Genomic DNA, 19,997 nt, shown 5'->3' with positions numbered 1-19,997 from the left:
TTTAATTTAGACATCCTTCAAGATGCCTAAAAAGTATCAGAATAGCCTTATTTTTCAAAAAACCTTTCAAACACCCTCAACAAAGTCCAGCAAATCCTGGTGGGAATGGGGGCGGATGAGGGGGAGTCCTTAAGGGGGGGCCATAGAGGACTTTCGTAGTGATAATTATTAACCCACCATTAAAGCAAAAATGATGGATTTAGTGATTTGATAGTGATTTCAAAGTGAAAATCTCCTTATACTTCCCTAAATTCTCCAACCTTAAACAGTAAATCCTAATAAGATACCAAGCCAAATATCCAGTTCCTCTACCAAAAGCCGTCAGCCGCTTCCAGTTTCCAGCCATCTATTTTCCTGATCCTTATAAATTCCTGTCCAAGCCCTTATCCATACCAATTCCGTCCCAAAACCTGCCCGAACTCCGTATTCAACGCATGAAATCAATATTAAACACAACAGATTTAATAGCTCAACTTTACAAAACTTATTTTCTCTCAACCTTTACCTTTTTTTCTATTTATAAATTATTAAACCCATATCTTTTTAAAAGACTATTGATATATTCTTAGTATACCCTATCAAAAAAGATAAGTCAAGTTTTTTTCAATACTTCTCCCTCTTTTTAATCGTTTTTTAAAAATTTCCTAATCATTTTTCCCTTTAACATCCCCCATATTTTCCCTATATTTCCCTTATATTTCTAAAAATTCCCCTCTAAAAAATTTTTTATTTTTATTAATAATCTTTGTATCTACAATTATTCAAAAAAATTTTATTTGACATTCCCATAAAATATGATATAATAAAACTACCTTAAAACCCTAAGGGTATTAATGTTATAAATTTGTAAAAAATGTTGACAAATTAAGCTAGTTTTTTCTAGCTTTTTTTGTTATAATAAAACAGAGTTCAACAACTCAACAAATTTATAACAGGAGGTTTAGAGCCGTGTCAAATGAGGATCTTATCAGACTTATCATTGTTCTATACATCGTTTATAGAATAACTAAATAGTCTGGCAAAACCGAATTTCACCTCTACCTCTGCCCTTAGGGGCTTTTTTTATAATAATATAAGTATAATTTGCCGTCGGAGCATTTTTATGTGCTGGCAAAACTGTCTGAGCGTAAGCGAGTTTTTTGCCAGTACGTAAAAATGTCGTAGACTAGCCGGGGATGCAAGGGGGATGGCGACTGTTCCCCCTTGTACTTTTTAAAATAAAATAATATATAAAGAAAAGTTTTAACTTCTATTCACAAAAATAGCCAAAAAACATTCCTTCACAAAGTCACAAAATCTCCTGTTTTAAAAATTCATTTAACATTTCCATAAAATATGATATAATAAAATCACCTTAAAACCCTAAGGGTATTAATGTTATAAATTTATAAAAATGTTGACAAATTAGGCTAGTTTTTTCTAGCTTTTTTTGTTAGAATTAACTTTTATAATCAAATAAAAATGTCGTGATTTTTTTGGAATAAAAACGATGTTTGAGCGTAGCGAGTTTCGTTTTTGTTTCAAAAAAATGCTTAGACAAGCCGGGGATGTAAGGGGGATAGCGACTGTTCCCCCTTGCACTTTTTAAAATAAAATAATATATAAAGAAAAGTTTTAACTTCTATTCACAAAAATAACCCAAAAACACTCCTTCACAAAGTCACAAAATCTCCTGTTTTAAAAATTCATTTGACATTTCTATAAAATATGATATAATAAAACTACCTTAAAACCCTAAGGGTAACTATCATAAATATAAAAATGTTGACAAACTAAGCTGGATTTTTCTAGCTTTTTTTGTTATAATAATTTCGAGTTCAACAACTCATTACATTTATGATAGGAGGTTCAGAGCCGTGTCAAATGAGGATCTTATCAGACTTATCATTGTTCTATACATCGTTTATAGAATAACTAAATAGTCTGACAAAACCGAATTTCACCTCTACCTCTGCCCTTAGGGGCTTTTTTTTATAATTTACTGTCGGAGCATTTTTATGTGCTGGCAAAACTGTCTGAGCGTAAGCGAGTTTTTTGCCAGTACGTAAAAATGTCGTAGACTAGCCAGGGATGCAAGGGGGATGGCGACTGTTCCCCCTTGCACTTTTAAAATAAAATAATATATAAAGAAAAGTTTTAACTTCCATTCACAAAAATAACCAAAAAACACGACTTCACAAAATCAAAAGATCTCCTGTTTTAAAAATTCATTTAACATTTCCATAAAATATGATATAATAAAATCACCTTAACACCTTAAAACCCTAAGGGTATTAATGTTATAAATTTGTAAAAATGTTGACAAATTAGGCTAGTTTTTTCTAGCTTTTTTTGTTAGAATTAACTTTTATAATCAAATAAAAATGTCGTGATTTTTTTGGAATAAAAACGATGTTTGAGCGTAGCGAGTTTCGTTTTTGTTTCAAAAAAATGCTTAGACAAGCCGGGGATGCAAGGGGGATGGCGACTGTTCCCCCTTGCACTTTTAAAATAAAATAATATATAAAGAATAGTATTAATTTTTATTCACAAAAATAATTTAAATATAAAATCAAAAAATTTACTTCCAAAACAACTTATCAAATAAAGTCTTCCTTTTAGGCATCCCCTCAATCTTAACCCCCTTCTTTATCCAATACTTTTTACAAGCAATATCATACAAAGGCTCATCCGCCAAGCTATCCGAATAAAACTTCACAATTTCATATTCAACCCCATTTTCCTTCGCCCATTCATCCAGCTTCTTAACTTTCTCCTCCCCCTTATTATTCTCCCCATCAATTTTTGCAACAAAAGTTTCCCTGCCATCTTTTCCATCATTCACAAAATTAGTCCCAAAAACCTTGTCATACCCAAGCGACAGCAAAAAATTCTCAATCAAAAACAAAGGGCTAGCCGAAGACACAATAACCATCTCGCACTCCTTCTTATTTTTTTCCAATTCCTCCCTTGTCCAAGAATAAATTTTATGCCTCTTAGTCTCCCAAAACCCAGCCACCAGTTCCTCAACCTCTTCCTTAGAATGTCTCTCCAAAAACTCAAAATATCTCTCTTTCAAAGCCCTCAAGTCAATTATTTTCAGCAAATAAAAAATCAAATCCTTAGAATATTTCATCATAAACAAAATCGACCTAACAGGATACTTTTTCAAATAAAACACCGAAAAATTAACCCCCGTCTCCCCATCATAAAGCGTTTTATCAAAATCATAAACAATAATTTTCTTCTTCCCAACTTCTTCTTTTTTCATCTAACAACTCTCCTTCCATTTTCCAATAATAAATCTAACTATAAAAAAATTTATTTGACATTTTCATAAAATATGGTATAATAAAACACCTTAAAACCCTAAGGGGAACTTAATTGTATAGCATAAAAAATGTTGACAAATTAGGCTAGATTTTTCTAGTCTTTTTTGTTATAATAAAACTAACTTGTTCGTTAGATAAAATTTACTAGTAAATTAAATAAAAATGTCGTGATTTTTTTGGAATAAAAACGATGTTTGAGCATAGCGAGTTTCGTTTTTATTTCAAAAAAATGCTTAGACAAGCCGGGGATGCAAGGGGGATGGCGACTGTTCCCCCTTGCACTTTTTAAAATAAAATAATATATAAAAAAATGAATTAACTTTTATTCACAAGAATTATCTAAAATTTAAATCTAGAAATTTAAAAAATCCTCTTTTTGCTGCATAAAAAATTCCAATGTTTTCCCATACAAAACATATTTAACATTCCGTAATTCCCTAATATTCCGAGCATTCAAAGCACACATTATCATCCTGCACTCATTCTTCCAGCTCTCTAAAATTTCAATCACTTTCTCAACCTCATGCTTCACAGCCAATTCTAAAATTATCTTTGAAATTCCTACTGCTCTTGCCCCCAAAACTAATGATTTTACAATATCTAACGGATTTCTAACTCCTCCACTTGCAATAATTTCCACTTTATCCACATAATCTTTCAGATTCAAAAGGCAGGAAACCGTAGTCTGCCCCCAATTATCCAAATAATGAAGCCCATTTTCCCGTCTCATATTTTCAATAAATGCAAAGCTGGTTCCCCCACGACCACTAATATCAAAAGTCTTTATTCCAAGTTCAATCCCCTTTTTCACCGTATTCTCAGTCATTCCAAACCCAACTTCCTTCAAAACAATCGGAACTTCAATATTTCTCGCAAATTCTCTCAAATTATTCTCCCATTCCCTAAAATTCCTGCTTCCTTCCGACATAATGAGTTCCTGCATAAGATTAACATGAACTTGTAAAAACAGCGGATCCAAAGCCTCAACAGCCTTAATCCCAGCCGTATAATCCTTATCAATCCCAATATTCGTAGCAAGTTTCAATCCAGGATTTTCCCTTTTCACAATTTTAAACGAATCATCCCCAACATTTTTCAAAGCCGCACTATAAGATCCAGTTACGAATAACAACCCACATTCACTCGCAACTCTCGCCAGCTTCTGATTAATCTTTTTCGCATTCTCACTCCCCCCCGTAATTGCATTAATAAAAAACGGCACTTCAAATTCACACCCTGCAAACTGAGTTTTCAGCTCAATTTCTTCAAGATTATATTTTGGAATAGAACAATGAATAAGCTCAACCTCATCGAAACTATTATATTCACTCCTATGCTCCAACGCATACCTAATATGCTCATCTTTCCTATTTTTCAATTTTTTCTCCTCTTTTTATTTATTTTAATCATTTATAAAAGTATAAAACCCAGCAAACACTATATTTCTTGTAACTAATTTTCCTGTTTTTCCACTCCTTGACAAGGGATTTTCACCCTTTGTGCTGATATTTAATCTTTATTACTTTTACTATACATCTATTATTTATTTATAATTTTTCAGAATACAGCAACTCAATCCCAAGTTTTTTCCATTTTTCCACAACTATATTAGTATCCCTTTCATCAAAAGAAAATGCAATCCCGCAATCTCCTCCTCCCGCTCCACTGCTTTTGGCACAAATATCCAAACCTTGTGTCGCACTTACCAGCTCTTTTAATTTCTTGCTATAAATATTTTCATCTAAATTTTCAAGCAATTTCCCATTTTCATCAATACATTCTTTAATTGCCAACTTATCCCTATTTTTTATAGCTTCTCTAAGTTTTTTCGCAACTTCTTCCACATCTTTCAAAAAGTTTTCACTTTCACAAATAGAACTTTTCACAATGTTTATCAAATCCTTTGAAATAGCAGGCTCCTTTGTCCATCCAGCCAAAAATTCACAACTTAAACTATTTTTATCCTTTTGATTAAGTTCTTTTTCATTAAAATAAAGTTCAGAAATTTCATAATTCCAATTAGTTTCTAATATATTTTCCAAAGTTTCCTTTTCTATTAATTCTCTAATTCTCTTTCTGTCAAAAGATCTGTAAAAAATCAGATTTTCATAAGAAATGCAGGCAATATCGCCCATAGAGCCATTATCTCCACGTTTTAGCAAGACATAAGAAGACAATTTAAAAAGCATTTCCTTAGAAACTTCCAAGTTATATAAACTCAAAATGGATTTTATTGTCAAAATTACAACACTTCCGCTTGAGCCAATTCCAAATTTTTTCCCATCTCTTTCCATTTTTCCAGTAATTTCCAGCTCAAAAGGCTTGATTTCCAAATTTTTTAACTTTAAATATTCACTCATAACAGATATTGCTTCACAAATAAGCAAATAATTTTTATCAAAATTTTGCAAAATATTTTCATTATTAAAAGCATCTTTTTCAAGAGTCAATTTATAGTCAAACATATCTGAAAAAACCGTATATTCATCCGTATCTGAAAAACTTATTCTTGATTCCATAAATATATTTACATTTTTTATAATCGCACTCTGCCCAACCGTCAAAATTGAATATTCTCCGGCGATATAGAGCTTTCCGCAAGTTTTATTAGTTATTATTTTATTTTCCAGCATTTTTTTCTCTTTCAATTTTTTATTTTTTTTTAGTTCATAGAAAATTTATCATTTATTTGTAAATTATAGTATCAAAATCATTGTATAAATATGAGAATAATTAAGTTTGCGGATTTTATTCACGCAGGCTGTACTACGCAGCCAAGACATTAAAGTTTTCATTGTTTACTTTAACTTGATTTTAAATATAATTAAGATTTCTTACCTTGAATTTCCCGGCAGGGAAAATCCAATCAGTATAAAAAAAACAAACTTTCTCTATTAATTCATGCCCTGCTTTTCTCATAATGTTTAAAGCTCCATTATAATCGGCATGGATTTTTTGATTTTTTCCTTTAATCTTATATGTTCTTCCGTTTCTCCAGCCTGAAAATTCATAATCCTTGTTTTTTTCTCCATAAACTGGCATAAAATCATTATTGAGAAAACTTGCCTTTGATGTATAACTTTCTTCCTGTTCCATACATTCAATGCCGTTTTCCTCACATTTGTATTTTAATATTTCAACCAGTTTATTGAAAGGGATCATGCAAAAATTCCTATTTTCTAGTTTGGAATGAAGGTCTATTTCCTGTTTCTGTTCCTTATTCTTTCCTATTATAAATTTGTCAATTCCAATCAATTTGAATTCTTTAATAAGCTTATTGGCATAATATCCCAGGAGATTTCTTACCTGCTCATCTCTTTTTCTCCACAGGTTCTGAATTGCTTTTGATATTCTTATCCCTTTAGGAAGCAGCGAAGTCATAATTCCAATCATCTTGTTGTAGTAATGGTTGAGGCTTCTAAGCATATTAGCTGAAATAGAAATTCCTCTCCTGTTGAAATTGTAAGCTATAGACATTAATATTTTTCCTCCTAAATCTACCGCTGCAACCTTTTTGATTTTTCTTTTTTCAGGAACTTCCTTTTCGTAAACAGTTTCCATATAAAGAAAACCATTTTTCCATATAACCCTTGAACTTTTAAAATTGTATCCCTTATAGAATTTCGGGATTTTAAATCCTTTATTCATTTTTGAAGTCCCAATATATCTATTTTTCAATTTGTTCTTAGAAATAACTTGAGGATTATATTCAACTGCTGAATATTTTTTCTTATATCTGGGAATATTTATATTCTTGGTGTATTTACTTTCCAGTTTTAATTTTAAAAGTTTCCAATATGATTTCCAGTCTCTTTTAAGAATATCAACTATATTCTGTACCATCTTTGAATTAATTGAATATTTCTTAATTCTTGAAAATTTACATATAATTCTGTAAAAAGTTGAAGTGAACTGTAGTTTTTCTGATATATAGATGTTAAAATCTTCAGCAAGTTCGGGATATTCATTGATAAAATCCAAGGAAAAATTTTCTTTCCCTGATTTCTTAAAAAATAGCTGTCTTATTATATAGTTAGCATAGTTGTATATTTCTTTTGCCTCAATTGTGTGAAGCTTTATCATTTCATAGTCAGGATGTGAAGGTTTCACTTTAAATCTTCCAGTCCTTTTTATTTTCAATTCTTTCACCTCTTTCCTATTCTTTAGTTTTTTCAAGTTCCTTTATTATCTTTTCTGTTTTACGTCTGCTTCTTCTCTGTCCATAAATTCTGGCACAGAATGAAGTTATAATTGAAATGAAATCCTGTATCAAGTCTTCCTTGTTATTTGAAATATCGTTTATCACTTCAATTTCTTTTTTATGTGATTTCATAAATGCTTCAAGATAATTGAAACCAAACCTTGTTAATCTGTCCTTATGTTCCACAATAATAAAATCATAATTTTCTCTATTTTCTAAAATTGAATTAAGTTTCTTTCGTTTATCGTTCAGTCCGCTTCCTACCTCTTTAACTTCACTTATTATTTTATATCCTTTTGCATTTGCATAATTTTTCAATCTTTCCATCTGTGTTTCAAGATTTGCTCTGTTTTCACTTGATGAAACTCTGGCATATAAAACGGCACGTTTTTCGTTAGAATTTTCAAACAGATTTTTTTCAGAAAAAGGATTTTTTATAAAAATTGTTTTGGTTTCCTCATCTTGAAATCCTTCAATTTTTCCTGAATGAAAATATCTGTAAACTGTCCTGATGTGAAGCGACATTCTTTCAGCATATTCGCTTATTTTTATAAAATTTTTTTCCATATTTTCACCTCGTTAATATTTTAACTTGCTGTCATAAAAAAGTCAATATATTTTTATTTTTCACTATTTTGTAAAAAGTTTTAGGATACAATAAAAAAATAGGATTTTAAACTGTTTGACAATAGAAATATAATATGATACCATTAACTAGTAAAATTTAAAAAGGAAGTGGTTTTAATGAACGAATTAATAAAACAATTACAAAATAGACGTTCTGTAAGAGAATTTACAGGCGAAAAATTAAAGGAAGAAGATCTTCAGACAATTCTTGAAACTGCCCAAAGAGCTGCGAATTCAATTAATGGTCAGCAAACTTCATTAATTGTCATAAGAGATAAGGAAAAATTAGCAAAAATCGCAGAATTATGTGGCGGACAAAAACATATCGCCCAAGCTGAAGCATTTATTTTTGTACTAATCGACTTCCACCGTGGAGTTTATGCTTCAAATTCACTTGGAAAAAGAAACATCGCTCCAAAATCAGCCGATGGAATCCTAGTTGGAGCAGTAGATGCCGGAATTATGGTAAATGCCCTGCAAACTGCAGCTTTTGCCCTTGGTTACGGAAGCACTGTAATAGGAGCAATTAGAAAAGAAACAAAAGAATTCATAAAAATGCTAGGACTTCCAAAATACGTCTTCCCAATTATAGGAACAACAATCGGAGTCCCAGCCGAAAGAAACCTGACAAGAGTAAAACCAAGAGTCCCACTAGATACATTCGTATTTGAAGACACTTACAATGCCCAAAAAGTAGAAGAAGGCGTAGAATTCCACGAAAAAGACACCATAAAATGGCGTGAAGAAAACAACACCCCACAACTGCCATCATACAAAGAAATGCTAGTAAGAATCTACGAAAACTTCTACAACAAGTCAAAACAGGATTTAGAAGATCAAGGATTTAAATTTACTGATGACTTGGAAGAACAATAATTTAAAATTATTTTTTTGATTAAAATAATCATTATTGGAAATTAAAAATGTCGTGATTTTTTGGAAATGAAAATTTCTGTTTGAGCGAAGCGAGTTTAATTTTCATTTTCAAAAAATGCTTAGACAAGCGGGGTTTGCAAAGGGGATGGCGACTGTTCCCCTTTGCATTTTTAAAAATAAAAAATATAGAAAGTATAGGAATAACATATATTCATAAAAATAATTAAAAAAATAATAGATTATTCAATGAAAACTTTAATAACAATAAAAATAATATCTTGTATAATATATTAAAAAAATTTTGGAGGAAAAAGATGATAAAATTTACAAAAGCAAGAAAAATATTAATGGGATTAATGGTATTGGGACAATTAACAGCAGTTCCTGCTATTGCGAATGCCGCTCCAACCGCAAAAGAAGCCACAGAAATCAAAAAATATGATTCATTAGATACTGCAGCAAAAGATTACGCAAAAGCTCTACAAGAAATTTCAAATTACGGTTCACGTGAAATGTTAAAATCAATTAACCCAGATGTTGACAAATATGTTGCAAAAATAAATGACCCAACATTAAAAAAACAATGGGAAGATTCAAATACAATGCTTATTGAACAATTTGAAGTATCAGTTTATAAAGTAAATGAAAATGGAAATGATGGCGAAGTTGTATTTTTGATTAAAGGATACGATGAAAAGGCACTAGATAAATATTTAGGAGATAATGCAAGCCAATATGCAAAAGTCGACAGCGGAAAAGATGAAGTTGAAGTTGACATTGAAAAATATATAAAACTTCAATATAATTATTTAAAAAATACAAAAAAAATCAATTTAGCAACATCTACTGTTAAATTTGCCAAAGGAAGCGACAATAAATGGCAAGTTACTAAATAAATTTTTCTTTATAATTTAGCAGCAAAAATTTTTGACTTGTTATTTATAACCAAAACTATTTAAAATTAAACTATTAAAAACTATGTAAATTTAAGAGCTGAATAAAGTAGTCATAGTTTTTGAATTTAGTTTTAAGGCAGTTTTACTGTGAATATAGAATTTAAAATAAATATCCAAATAAAAAAGCTAGAGAAATCTAGCTTAATTTTTTTTACAATAACAAAATATATTTTAATTCTATTCAAGACTAAACTGTCAATAATTCTTTTTCCTTTTTATTCAAGGCATCATCAACTTGTGCGATAAATTTATCTGTTGTTTTTTGAACTTTTTCTTCATTTGATTTCAATTCATCTTCTGTAATTTCACTGTCTTTTTCAAGTTTTCTTAATTTGTTGTTTACGTCTTTTCTTACGTTTCTAATTGCAACTTTTCCTTCTTCAGCTTCTTTTTTTACCATTTTTACATATTCTTTTCTACGGTCTTCTGTAAGTTCTGGCACAAGAAGTCTAATAACTTTTCCATCATTTGAAGGATTAAATCCTAAGTTTGCCTGTAAAATTGTTTTTTCAATCACTGGAATTAACGATTTATCCCAAGGATCAATTACTAATAATCTAGCTTCTGGAGCTGAAACTGTTCCAACTTGGTTAAGCGGAGTTGGCGAACCATAAGCTTCCACAGTTACTCCGTCAAGCATAGAAACGCTCGCACGTCCTGCTCTTACGTGTGAAAATTTTTCTTTTGTATTTTCCACAGATTTTGCCATTTTTTCTTCAGCTTCTTTTAAAATTGCGTCTAACATTCTTACCACCTTTTTATTTTTATTTTTTCAATTTTTTACCTAATATTTTTTATTTTTTTACAGTTGTTCCTATATCTTCACCTTGAGCCATTTTTAGTATATTTCCTTCTTCCAAAGCGTTAAATACTACAATTGGCATTTGGTTTTCCCGGCATAGTGAAAGTGCCGCTGTATCCATCACTCCTAAATTTTTTGAAATTGCTTCATCAAAAGTTACAGTGTCATATCTAACAGCATCACTAAATTTCATCGGATCCTTATCGTAAATTCCATCAACTTTTGTACCTTTTGCAAGCACATCCGCTTGAATTTCCACAGCTCTTAAAGCTCCCGAAGAATCTGTTGTAAAGTAAGGATTACTTGTTCCACCTGCAAAAATAACAACTCTTCCCTTTTCCAAATGTCTTATAGCTTTACGTCTTATGTAAAGTTCTGCCACTTGCGGCATTTGAAGCGCAGTCATCACACGTGTCGGAACTCCCAGACTTTCGATTGAATTTTGTAATGCCAGCCCATTCATAACAGTTGCAAGCATTCCCATTGTGTCGCCAGTAACTCTGTCGAACCCTTTTTCCATCCCGCTTATTCCACGAAAAATATTTCCACCGCCAATAACAATAGCAATTTGTACACCTTTTTCATGAACATCCTTTATTTGTTTTGCAAAACTTTCAAGCACTTCATTTGAAAATCCAAATTCCTTATCCCCTGCAAGTGCTTCTCCACTTAATTTTAATAATATTCTTTTATATTTAAACATTTAGGAGCCTCCATAAATTTTATTATTTTAAATAATATTTTTATACTAAATCCCATTAAAAATAGCAGTCCTGTTATATTATTTTCTAACAAAGAGTCTTAGTCCCTTGCAAAAAACTTCATAACTAGTCAACTATTTGATAAAAATAATTATTTAAAAATTTGCGAAAAAATAAGGGGATTTAATTCCCCTTATAGTAAAAATTAATTTCCAGAAATTTGTGCAGCTACTTCAGCAGCGAAATCTACTTCTTCTTTTTCGATTCCTTCTCCAACTTTAAATCTGTCAAATGAATTTATTGTGCTAGGGGCAATAAATTTTCCGATAGTAACGCTGTCATCTCTAACATATTTTTGTTGTACTAAACAGTTTTCTTCGTAGAATTTTCTCATTTTTCCTTCTAATATTTTTTCAATAATATTAGCAGGTTTTCCTTCTGCAGTTAATTGATGTCTTGCAATTTCTTTTTCTCTTTCTAAATCATCAGCTGTAACTTCTGATTTATCCAAGTATTTTGGATCCATTGCAGCAATGTGCATTGCAACACCTCTTGCTTTTTCAATATTTTCAGGAGTAGCTTCTCCATTAACATCTAATAATACACCAATTTTTCCACCCAAGTGAATATAAGTTTCAATGAATCCATCAGTAGAAATTACTTTTAATCTTCTGATATTCATATTTTCACCAATTTTAGCAATTAATTCAGTTAAGTGAGTTTCAACTGTTTTTCCTTCAAATTCAATTGCTTTCAATTCATCTTCACTTGTCAAGTCATGATTTAAAGTCAAATCTACCAATTTTTCCCCAAATGATTTAAATTCATCATTTTTAGCAACGAAGTCTGTTTCAGAGTTAAATTCCAAGATAGCACCTTTTTTTCTATCTTCAGAAACTGCTGCAAATACCAATCCTTCTGCTGCAACTCTTCCAGATTTTTTAGCCGCTTTAGCAATCCCTTTTTCTCTTAGCCAGTCAATTGCTTTTTCAATATCTCCACCGTTTTCTTGTAAAGCCTTTTTACAGTCAAGCATTCCTGCTCCTGTTCTTTCTCTTAATTCTTTAATAAGTGCTGTTGTAATTGCCACTTTATTTCCCTCCTACTATTTTTATTTATTTTTTATTTCATCCAATAAATGATTTACTATTTTAATATTATCAGCATCATTATCTTTTTTAGCTGTCTCTAATACCTTTTTAGCCCATCTTTCTGCTTCCTTAGGATTTCCAGCATGATAATATCCAAGTGCTAAAAGGTATTGTGCCTGCATCATTCCTTTTTGAGCAAGTGGTAAAAATAATTTTTCTAATTCTGCATATTTTTTTTGAGCAATATATGCATTACTTAAAAACATTAGATTATCTAAATTTTCCTTATCCTTGTCCTTTTCGCCTTTATTACCATGTGAACTACTCACGACTAAAAGTCGAAAGCTTCATAAGATAACTGAAAAAGTAAGTTATCTTCTAAGAAGTTTGATTTTAAAATCCTTATTCTTTTTGGCTAGTCCACAATAGCCGCTACTAGATAAGACATTATGTCTACACTGCTACTTTTTATCTATATATTATATTTTAAACTCAAATATATTACACTCAAAATTATTAATATTGCAAATTTTAAAGCAACATTTTCAATGTTGGTGTTATTCATCTCATGGCTAAAGCCACGAGTGTTCTAACACACTTAATAAAAGTGCTAAAGAATATTTTGCTGTGTCATCATCCCCCAGATTTATAGCCTTTAAAAAATTTGCTTCTGCTTCCTTAAAATTATCCGACATATATGCCGTACCCAAAGCTTCGTAAGCATAGGCATCATTCGGATATTTTTCAGTATATTTTTTCAATAGTGTAATCAAATTTTTTTTATTATTTCTGTTTTGCTCCCATTTATCCTTAAATTCCTTTTTTCCCTTTGAAAATAACTTTTCATACTTGGAATTCAATTCATAATGATACCATACATAATCTATATCATGCTCCATCGGAGACTTCCCTTTATTTATAGCTAAGACACTTAAACTCGCTATTAAAAATAATCCCGCTAAAACTTTTTTCATAATTTCTCACCATTCCTTTTTATTTTTATTTTGACCATAGAAACACGAGGTTATTTTTTGAATAATTTAAAATTACTATTTTTGCAACAACAGGGGAATGGCTTTATTCCCCTATCATTTTTATTTGATTTTCTTGATTATATTTTTAGATTATGCTTCTGGAGTTTCTTCAACAACTTCTTCTACTGTTTCTTCAACGATTTCTTCGATTGCAGGAACTTCCACTTCTGCTCCTTCAGCAACATTTTCAATTCCACCATTTCCTTCAATTGCAGCATTTGCAATAACTTGCGCAAATAATTTTACTGATCTTATAGCATCATCATTTGCAGGAATTTTGTAAGTTACTAAATCAGGATCTACATTTGTATCGATTAATGCGATTACAGGAATTCCTAATTTTTTAGCTTCTTCCAATGCCAAGAATTCTTTTTTGATGTCAACTACGAATAATGCAGCTGGTAAAGTGTTCATTTCTTTAATTCCACCGATATTTTTAGAAAGTTTTGCCATTTCTTTTCTTAATAACCCAGCTTCTTTTTTAGTGTAAGCTGTGTCTAAAGTTCCGTCAGCATCCATTTCTTCTAATTCTTTTAATCTTTTTACTCTTTTTTTGATAGTTTCCAAGTTAGTTAATAATCCACCTAGCCATCTGTGGTTTACATAAAATCCTCCAGCTCTTTCTGCTTCTTCTTTAATGGCTTCTTGAGCTTGTTTTTTAGTTCCAACGAATAATACTTTTCCACCTTCTTCAGAAATTTGTCTAACAAATTCATAAGCCGCTTCAGTTGCTCCTAAAGTTTGGTGTAAATCCAAAATATGGATTCCGTTTCTTTCTGTAAAGATATATGGTTTCATTTTAGGATTCCATCTTTTTGCCTGATGTCCAAAATGTGCTCCCACTTCTAATAATTGTTTCATTGTAATAACTGCCATTACGTTTTTCCTCCTAATTTTTTTGGTTTTTCTCCCACTTCTCTTCAAAAGACAGATTGTAATTTTCGCTTTTTTATTCAAATTTTTCTAATTTTTAAATATTCTGAAAAATTGCAACACCCTATCTCTAAATAATACAAAGTGTGATTTATATTTAATAATCATCGTATTTTACCATTTTTTTATCACTTTTGTCAATACTTTAAAAATTTTCTATCAATTTCACCTGATCATCCAGCAAAACAGTTTTCATTTTTTCATTTCTTTGCTGTCTCAATTCATTATATTTCGCCACAAATTCATTCTCTGTCAATCTTTGATCCCTTAATTTGCCAACTTCCCGTTTAAAATCTCTTTCATATTTTAAAATACGTGATTTTTGAACATTTGTCAAATCAAGGCTGTCAACAAGATTTTTAACCTTGTCATTTTTCTCATTAAACATTTCCTTTTGGGAATTTATATAAGAATTGTAGGCTTCCAGCTGCTCATTAGACAAAACTCTCGCAATCGCTCTATATCTATCCTCTTCGATTTTCCCAATTTTATCCTTTTTCACATCAAACTGCACCAGATTTTTTTCCACTCCCTCAGCTTTTTTCTGATATTCATCAAAGATTTTTGACAATTTTTTCTGCTGATTTTTAGTGGCATTTACAGCTTTAAACAAGTCCTCTTTGGAAACTTTCACAGTATAAACCTTTTGATAGTAATCCTCATAAGAATAAGATAAACTACTTATTCCCAACACCAATATAGATAAAAGTGCTAATTTCTTTACTTTTTTCATCTTCTTATTTTTCCTTTGCTTTTCAACATATTTTCCATTATTTTTTAACAAGGTGTCAAAGCCCCTTGCTGTATAATATTCTAAAAGCAAGCTGTTCCTGAAAAAAACTTCTTGCTATATTTTAAATTATTAATTATTTGAATTATTATAATTAGGTGCTTCCTTCGTAATTATAACATCGTGCGGGTGGCTTTCCTTAAGTCCGGCTCCTGTTATTTTTACAAATTTTCCATTTTCTTTCAATTCTTTAATTGTAGGTGTTCCGCAATATCCCATTCCAGAACGAAGTCCACCGCAAATTTGATAAACTGTGTCCTTTAATGCACCTTTATGTGGAACCATTGATTCAATTCCTTCTGGAACTAATTTTTCAGTTGCTGCTTCAAGCTGAAAATATCTGTCGCTGCTTCCTCTCTTCATTGCCGCAAGTGATCCCATTCCAGCATAAGTTTTAAATTTTCTACCGTTATAAAGAATTTCTTCTCCAGGCGCCTCATCAGTTCCTGCAAGCATTCCTCCAAGCATTACACAGTCTGCTCCAGCCGCAATCGCTTTTACAACATCTCCAGACAATTTGATTCCACCGTCAGCAATAACTCCAATTCCTTTATCCTTACAAACTTCTGCAATATTCATAACAGCTGTTATTTGTGGTACTCCAACTCCTGATATAACTCTTGTTGTACAGATAGATCCAGGCCCAACTCCGACTTTTACTGCATTTACCCCAGCTTCAATCAAGTCAAGCGCAGCTTCTGGAGTTACAATATTTCCACCAATAATGTCCAAATCAGGAAAAGCTGCCCTGATTTCCTTTATTTTATTAATAACTCCAATTGAATGTCCATGAGCTGAATCAATTGCAATAATGTCAACTCCAGCTTCAACCAGTGCAGTTACTCTTCTCAAAGTATCAGTTCCAATTCCAACTCCTGCTCCAACTCTAAGTCTTCCTTCCTTATCCTTAGCAGCATTAGGGTAATTAATAACATTGTCAATATCTTTAATTGTAATCAGACCTTTTAATTTAGTGCCTTCCACAATCGGCAATTTTTCAATTCTATTTTCCAAAAGAATAGATTTTGCCCCTTCAAGAGTCGTTCCAACAGGCGCAGTTACCAAATTATCCTTTGTCATAATATCCACAACTTTTAATGACAAATCTTCTCTATATTTCAAGTCACGATTCGTAATAATTCCCTTTAAATTACCTTCATCATCGACCACAGGCAATCCAGAAACCTTATAATTTTTCATTAGATCATGAGCATCCTTTAAAATAGCGTCTTCCTTCAATGTAATCGGATTTGTAATCATTCCGCTTTCATATCTTTTTACCTTCGATACTTCATCAGCCTGTCTTTCAATAGTCATATTCTTATGAATAAACCCGATTCCACCTTCTCTTGCAAGCGCAATCGCAAGTTTTGATTCTGTAACCGTATCCATCGCAGCACTCAAAATCGGAATATTTAACACCAGATTCTTAGTTAAATTAGTTTTTAACGATACTTCATGCGGCACAACACTAGATGCTTGCGGAATTAGCAACACATCATCAAAAGTCAATCCTTCAGAAATTACAACTTTATCTTTTTGACTCATTTTAAAATTCCTCCTAATTCTATTATTTTTAAATTTTGTTTATTTTTTCCTATTTTCCAAGATTTCCCTAATTAAACTACTTCATATCAATTTTTTTAATTATATTATTTTATCACAAAATATACTATAATTTCAATACTTTTCTAGAAAGATTTTTTTGCAATTAATTTCTCATTTTAAATATACTCAAATTCATTTAAATAATATCCCGTTATAAATTTGGCATTTCAGGCAAAACTTGACCGCCATCTACAACTATTGTCTGCCCTGTAATAAATCCAGCTTCACGGCTTGCCAGAAAAACAGCTGTATATCCAATATCTTCAGGCTTTCCTAAAGTATAAAGCGGTATCATCTCTTTCATTTTCTTGATATATTTCTCTCCAGCCTGCATCAGTCCATCTGTCAAGACATTTCCAGGCTGAATTGCATTAACTGTAATTCCATATTTTGCATATTCCAAAGCAGCGGTTCTCATAAATCCCAGCTGAGCCGATTTACTTGCTCCATAGTGCGCCCATCCTGAATATCCTGTAATAGCGCCTGTGATTGAAGAAGTAAGTATCACTCTTCCGTAACTTTGCTTTTTCATATATTTCAATGCTGCCTGTGCCACCAAAAAAGTTCCTTTCGCATTTACATTCTGAACCTTGTCCCAGTCTTCCTCTGTCATATCTTCAATAGCCACTTGCGGAAAAATCCCGGCATTTGAGCAAAGAATACTCAATTTCCCATATTTTTCACAAATACTTTGAACAACATACTGCACTTGATCTTTATCTGTAACATCAAGATAACAAAAATCCCCATCCAGCTCATTTGCTGTCATCTTCCCATTTTTTTTATCAATATCCCCAATAATAACCTTTGCCCTAGCCTGTTTCAACGCTTTCGCAATTCCTTTTCCAATTCCTTTTGCTCCTCCTGTAACAAGAGCAACTTCACCTGCTAAATCAAACATTTCATCTCATATCCTTTCCCATCATATTTTTTTATTCTTTAAACTTAACTCCAAAACCTTTTCTTTCGCAACTTTAATAAAATAAATTTCACTTTCCTTTTCAGCCACTTCCTTATAAAATTCCATTGCTTTTTCAAAATCTCCAATTTCTTCGTATGTTATTGCTAAAGCATTCTCCACTTGCATTTTATACAATCTATTTTTCTGTTTTGGTAATATTTTTTCAAGTTCAACAACCTTTTGTTCAGGATTATCTTCATAATCTAAAAAAATTTCTAATAAGTTTTTGTTAGATTCTTTCTTAATATTCTCATCAAGTATTTTTCTAGCTTCTTCTTTTTTTCCGTTGTAATATTTATATTCTGCTAAATTCATATAATAACAATATCTCACTATTGGCAATGTAAACCTGCTTATTCTCACTTCATTCAAATACCTCAATGCTTCTTCCTCTTTATTTAATAACCAGTAATAGGCTGACAAATTAATTCTATGAATATCTTTCATAATATTAATTTTTTTCATCTTATATAGTTTTTTCTCCATCATAATACTTTTTGAAAGATTCAATTTATACACATAATATTGCGATCTCAAATAAATTATCAAATAAATTATCAAATAAAAAAACACCACTATGTTTATTATTAAAATTATAAAAACTCCTAAAATAAATTTTTCTTCAAAAATTTCCAAAAGTTTATTCATAACTATTAAATAAATACACAAAAAAATTAATTCATATATATACGTTTTTACTAGCGCTTTCCTCATTTATTATTTCCCTTTTCCATTCAACTTCACAATTTCCACAATCACATCAGTTGCCAAAATCATACTTTCAAGTGCAACAAATTCATATTTTCCATGAAAATTTTCTCCACCTGCAAAAATATTTGGTGTAGGAAGTCCCATAAAAGAAATTTTAGAACCGTCTGTTCCACCACGAATTGGCTCAATTACTGGTTTTATTCCCAAATTTTCCATTGCTTTTTTAGCAATCTCCACTACATTCATATGGTCTTTGATTATTTCACCCATGTTGTAATATTGGTCTTTTATCTCAACACTTACCAATTCTTTTCCATATTTTTCATTAATTTTTTTCGCAACATTTGCTGCAAATTTTTTCTTTGCTTCAAATTTTTCTCTATCATGATCTCTCAAAATATACGATAATTCTGCTTCTTCACAATTTGCATTAATTTTATCAAGGAAATAGAAACCTTCATATCCTTCTGTTTTTTCAGGCACTTCATCAGCTGGAAAACTATTCACAATCTCTGCTGCAATCAAACTTGCATTTATTAATTTTCCCTTTGCTGTTCCAGGATGTACGCTCTTACCTTTTATCTTGAAAACTGCTCCTGCTGCATTAAAACTCTCATATTCAAGCTCTCCAACAGGTCCTCCATCCATCGTATACGCAAAATCAGCACCAAATTCTTCCACATTAAAATTATCTGCACCACGACCAATTTCCTCATCAGGACCAAATGCCACTTTCACAGTCCCATGCTTAATTTCTGGATGCTCAATCAAATACTTCATCGCTTCAACAATTTCCACAATTCCAGCTTTATCGTCAGCTCCCAAAAGCGTAGTCCCGTCAGTAGTAATCACCGTTTTCCCCACATAATTTTTCAAATTAGGAAACTCCTCAACTGACAACACAATATCTTTCGCCTCATTCAACACGATATCTTTCCCATCATAATTTTCCACAATTTTCGGATTAACATTAGTCGCATTAAAATCTGCAGTATCCATATGCGCAATAAATCCAATCACAGGCACATCTTTATCAACATTCCCAGGCAATGTCGCATTCACAAAACAAGCATCATTCACATAAACGTTTTCCATCCCAATCTCTTCCAATTCCTTCGCAAGAATCTTCGCAAACTCAAGTTGTGTCGGTGTCGACGGAATAGTCTCACTTTTCTCATCCGATCTAGTCTCAAATTTTACATATCTCAAAAATCTATCTTTTAATGTATCATACATTTTCTCATTCCTCTTTTCCTTTTAAAATTTTCTTCTCAAGTTTCTCTTTATATTCTCATTATATCACATTTACTTCATTCAAAAAATAGAAAATTTTCGTTTGACAATTTTAAAGTATTACAATCTTTAACATTATAATAACAATATCCTATTTTCTAA

Annotated in this window: 20 protein-coding genes; 2 read left to right on the top strand and 18 right to left on the bottom strand. The window is 31.3% G+C overall.

Translation table 11 applies throughout. The features are described 5' to 3' along the window. Window positions 1-199: 199 nt before the first annotated feature. The 7 genes from HW276_RS03245 to HW276_RS03220 form a co-directional block, all read right to left on the bottom strand. Complete coding sequence (locus HW276_RS03245; protein ID WP_178937395.1) at window positions 200-346, bottom strand: hypothetical protein; 147 nt, start codon at window positions 344-346, stop codon at window positions 200-202. Then, a complete protein-coding gene (locus HW276_RS11730; RefSeq protein WP_255460306.1) occupies window positions 322-444 on the bottom strand; it encodes a hypothetical protein in 123 nt (40 codons plus the stop codon). The genes HW276_RS03245 and HW276_RS11730 overlap by 25 nt, the downstream gene beginning before the upstream one ends. Window positions 445-2,560: 2,116 nt before the next feature. Beyond that, on the bottom strand, window positions 2,561-3,250 hold the full coding sequence (locus tag HW276_RS03240) for an HAD family phosphatase (protein WP_178937394.1): 690 nt from the start codon (window positions 3,248-3,250) through the stop codon (window positions 2,561-2,563). A gap of 413 nt (window positions 3,251-3,663) precedes the next feature. Continuing rightward, complete coding sequence (gene fni / locus HW276_RS03235; protein ID WP_178937393.1) at window positions 3,664-4,689, bottom strand: type 2 isopentenyl-diphosphate Delta-isomerase; 1,026 nt, start codon at window positions 4,687-4,689, stop codon at window positions 3,664-3,666. A 169-nt stretch (window positions 4,690-4,858) separates the two neighbouring features. Further along, window positions 4,859-5,944, bottom strand: a complete 1,086-nt coding sequence (locus HW276_RS03230; protein WP_178937392.1) for a phosphomevalonate kinase — start codon at window positions 5,942-5,944, stop codon at window positions 4,859-4,861. Between the two features lie 181 nt (window positions 5,945-6,125). Next, window positions 6,126-7,487 carry an RNA-guided endonuclease TnpB family protein gene (locus HW276_RS03225; protein WP_178937391.1) on the bottom strand — a complete coding sequence of 454 codons (1,362 nt, stop codon included), beginning with the start codon at window positions 7,485-7,487 and terminating at the stop codon, window positions 6,126-6,128. Then, the gene (locus HW276_RS03220; protein WP_218974990.1) at window positions 7,468-8,079 is read right to left on the bottom strand and encodes an IS607 family transposase; all 612 of its coding nucleotides are present in this window, start codon (window positions 8,077-8,079) and stop codon (window positions 7,468-7,470) included. The genes HW276_RS03225 and HW276_RS03220 overlap by 20 nt, the downstream gene beginning before the upstream one ends. Window positions 8,080-8,256: 177 nt before the next feature. On the opposite strand from HW276_RS03220, the gene HW276_RS03215 reads away from it, so the two are divergent. Together HW276_RS03215 and HW276_RS03210 are read left to right on the top strand one after the other, a co-directional pair. Continuing rightward, on the top strand, window positions 8,257-9,015 hold the full coding sequence (locus HW276_RS03215) for a nitroreductase family protein (protein WP_178937390.1): 759 nt from the start codon (window positions 8,257-8,259) through the stop codon (window positions 9,013-9,015). A 314-nt stretch (window positions 9,016-9,329) separates the two neighbouring features. Next, on the top strand, window positions 9,330-9,911 hold the full coding sequence (locus HW276_RS03210; protein WP_178937389.1) for a hypothetical protein: 582 nt from the start codon (window positions 9,330-9,332) through the stop codon (window positions 9,909-9,911). Between the two features lie 247 nt (window positions 9,912-10,158). Here the strand turns inward: HW276_RS03210 and frr are convergent, their stop codons facing one another. From frr to pepT, 11 genes are all read right to left on the bottom strand, one after another. Then, window positions 10,159-10,716, bottom strand: a complete 558-nt coding sequence (gene frr, locus HW276_RS03205) for a ribosome recycling factor (protein WP_178937388.1) — start codon at window positions 10,714-10,716, stop codon at window positions 10,159-10,161. A gap of 49 nt (window positions 10,717-10,765) precedes the next feature. Next, window positions 10,766-11,476 carry a UMP kinase gene (gene pyrH / locus HW276_RS03200; RefSeq protein ID WP_147003151.1) on the bottom strand — a complete coding sequence of 237 codons (711 nt, stop codon included), beginning with the start codon at window positions 11,474-11,476 and terminating at the stop codon, window positions 10,766-10,768. 203 nt (window positions 11,477-11,679) lie between these two features. After that, complete coding sequence (gene tsf, locus HW276_RS03195) at window positions 11,680-12,564, bottom strand: translation elongation factor Ts (protein WP_147003150.1); 885 nt, start codon at window positions 12,562-12,564, stop codon at window positions 11,680-11,682. Window positions 12,565-12,585: 21 nt separating this feature from the next. Next, window positions 12,586-12,894 carry a hypothetical protein gene (locus tag HW276_RS03190; protein ID WP_255460305.1) on the bottom strand — a complete coding sequence of 103 codons (309 nt, stop codon included), beginning with the start codon at window positions 12,892-12,894 and terminating at the stop codon, window positions 12,586-12,588. A gap of 243 nt (window positions 12,895-13,137) precedes the next feature. After that, entirely contained in the window at window positions 13,138-13,539 is a 402-nt protein-coding gene (locus HW276_RS03185) for a hypothetical protein (protein WP_255460304.1), read from the bottom strand. Between the two features lie 150 nt (window positions 13,540-13,689). After that, window positions 13,690-14,475 carry a 30S ribosomal protein S2 gene (gene rpsB, locus HW276_RS03180; RefSeq protein WP_178937387.1) on the bottom strand — a complete coding sequence of 262 codons (786 nt, stop codon included), beginning with the start codon at window positions 14,473-14,475 and terminating at the stop codon, window positions 13,690-13,692. A 202-nt stretch (window positions 14,476-14,677) separates the two neighbouring features. After that, entirely contained in the window at window positions 14,678-15,265 is a 588-nt protein-coding gene (locus HW276_RS03175) for a viral A-type inclusion protein (protein ID WP_178937386.1), read from the bottom strand. A gap of 129 nt (window positions 15,266-15,394) precedes the next feature. Then, window positions 15,395-16,870: an IMP dehydrogenase gene (gene guaB, locus HW276_RS03170; protein WP_178937385.1), complete on the bottom strand. Its 1,476-nt coding sequence runs from the start codon at window positions 16,868-16,870 to the stop codon at window positions 15,395-15,397. A 211-nt stretch (window positions 16,871-17,081) separates the two neighbouring features. Continuing rightward, on the bottom strand, window positions 17,082-17,831 hold the full coding sequence (fabG, locus tag HW276_RS03165; RefSeq protein ID WP_178937384.1) for a 3-oxoacyl-ACP reductase FabG: 750 nt from the start codon (window positions 17,829-17,831) through the stop codon (window positions 17,082-17,084). Window positions 17,832-17,852: 21 nt separating this feature from the next. Next, window positions 17,853-18,356: a hypothetical protein gene (locus HW276_RS03160; protein WP_255460303.1), complete on the bottom strand. Its 504-nt coding sequence runs from the start codon at window positions 18,354-18,356 to the stop codon at window positions 17,853-17,855. 252 nt (window positions 18,357-18,608) lie between these two features. Continuing rightward, complete coding sequence (pepT, locus tag HW276_RS03155) at window positions 18,609-19,838, bottom strand: peptidase T (RefSeq protein ID WP_178937382.1); 1,230 nt, start codon at window positions 19,836-19,838, stop codon at window positions 18,609-18,611. Between the last annotated feature and the right edge of the window lie 159 nt (window positions 19,839-19,997).

Origin of the sequence: Leptotrichia sp. oral taxon 417 (assembly GCF_013394865.1) — a bacterium.
Classification (GTDB): Bacteria; Fusobacteriota; Fusobacteriia; order Fusobacteriales; family Leptotrichiaceae; genus Leptotrichia; species Leptotrichia wadei_A.
The sequence above is the reverse complement of the archived record's forward strand: the minus strand, read 5'-3'. Positions and strand labels throughout refer to the sequence as shown.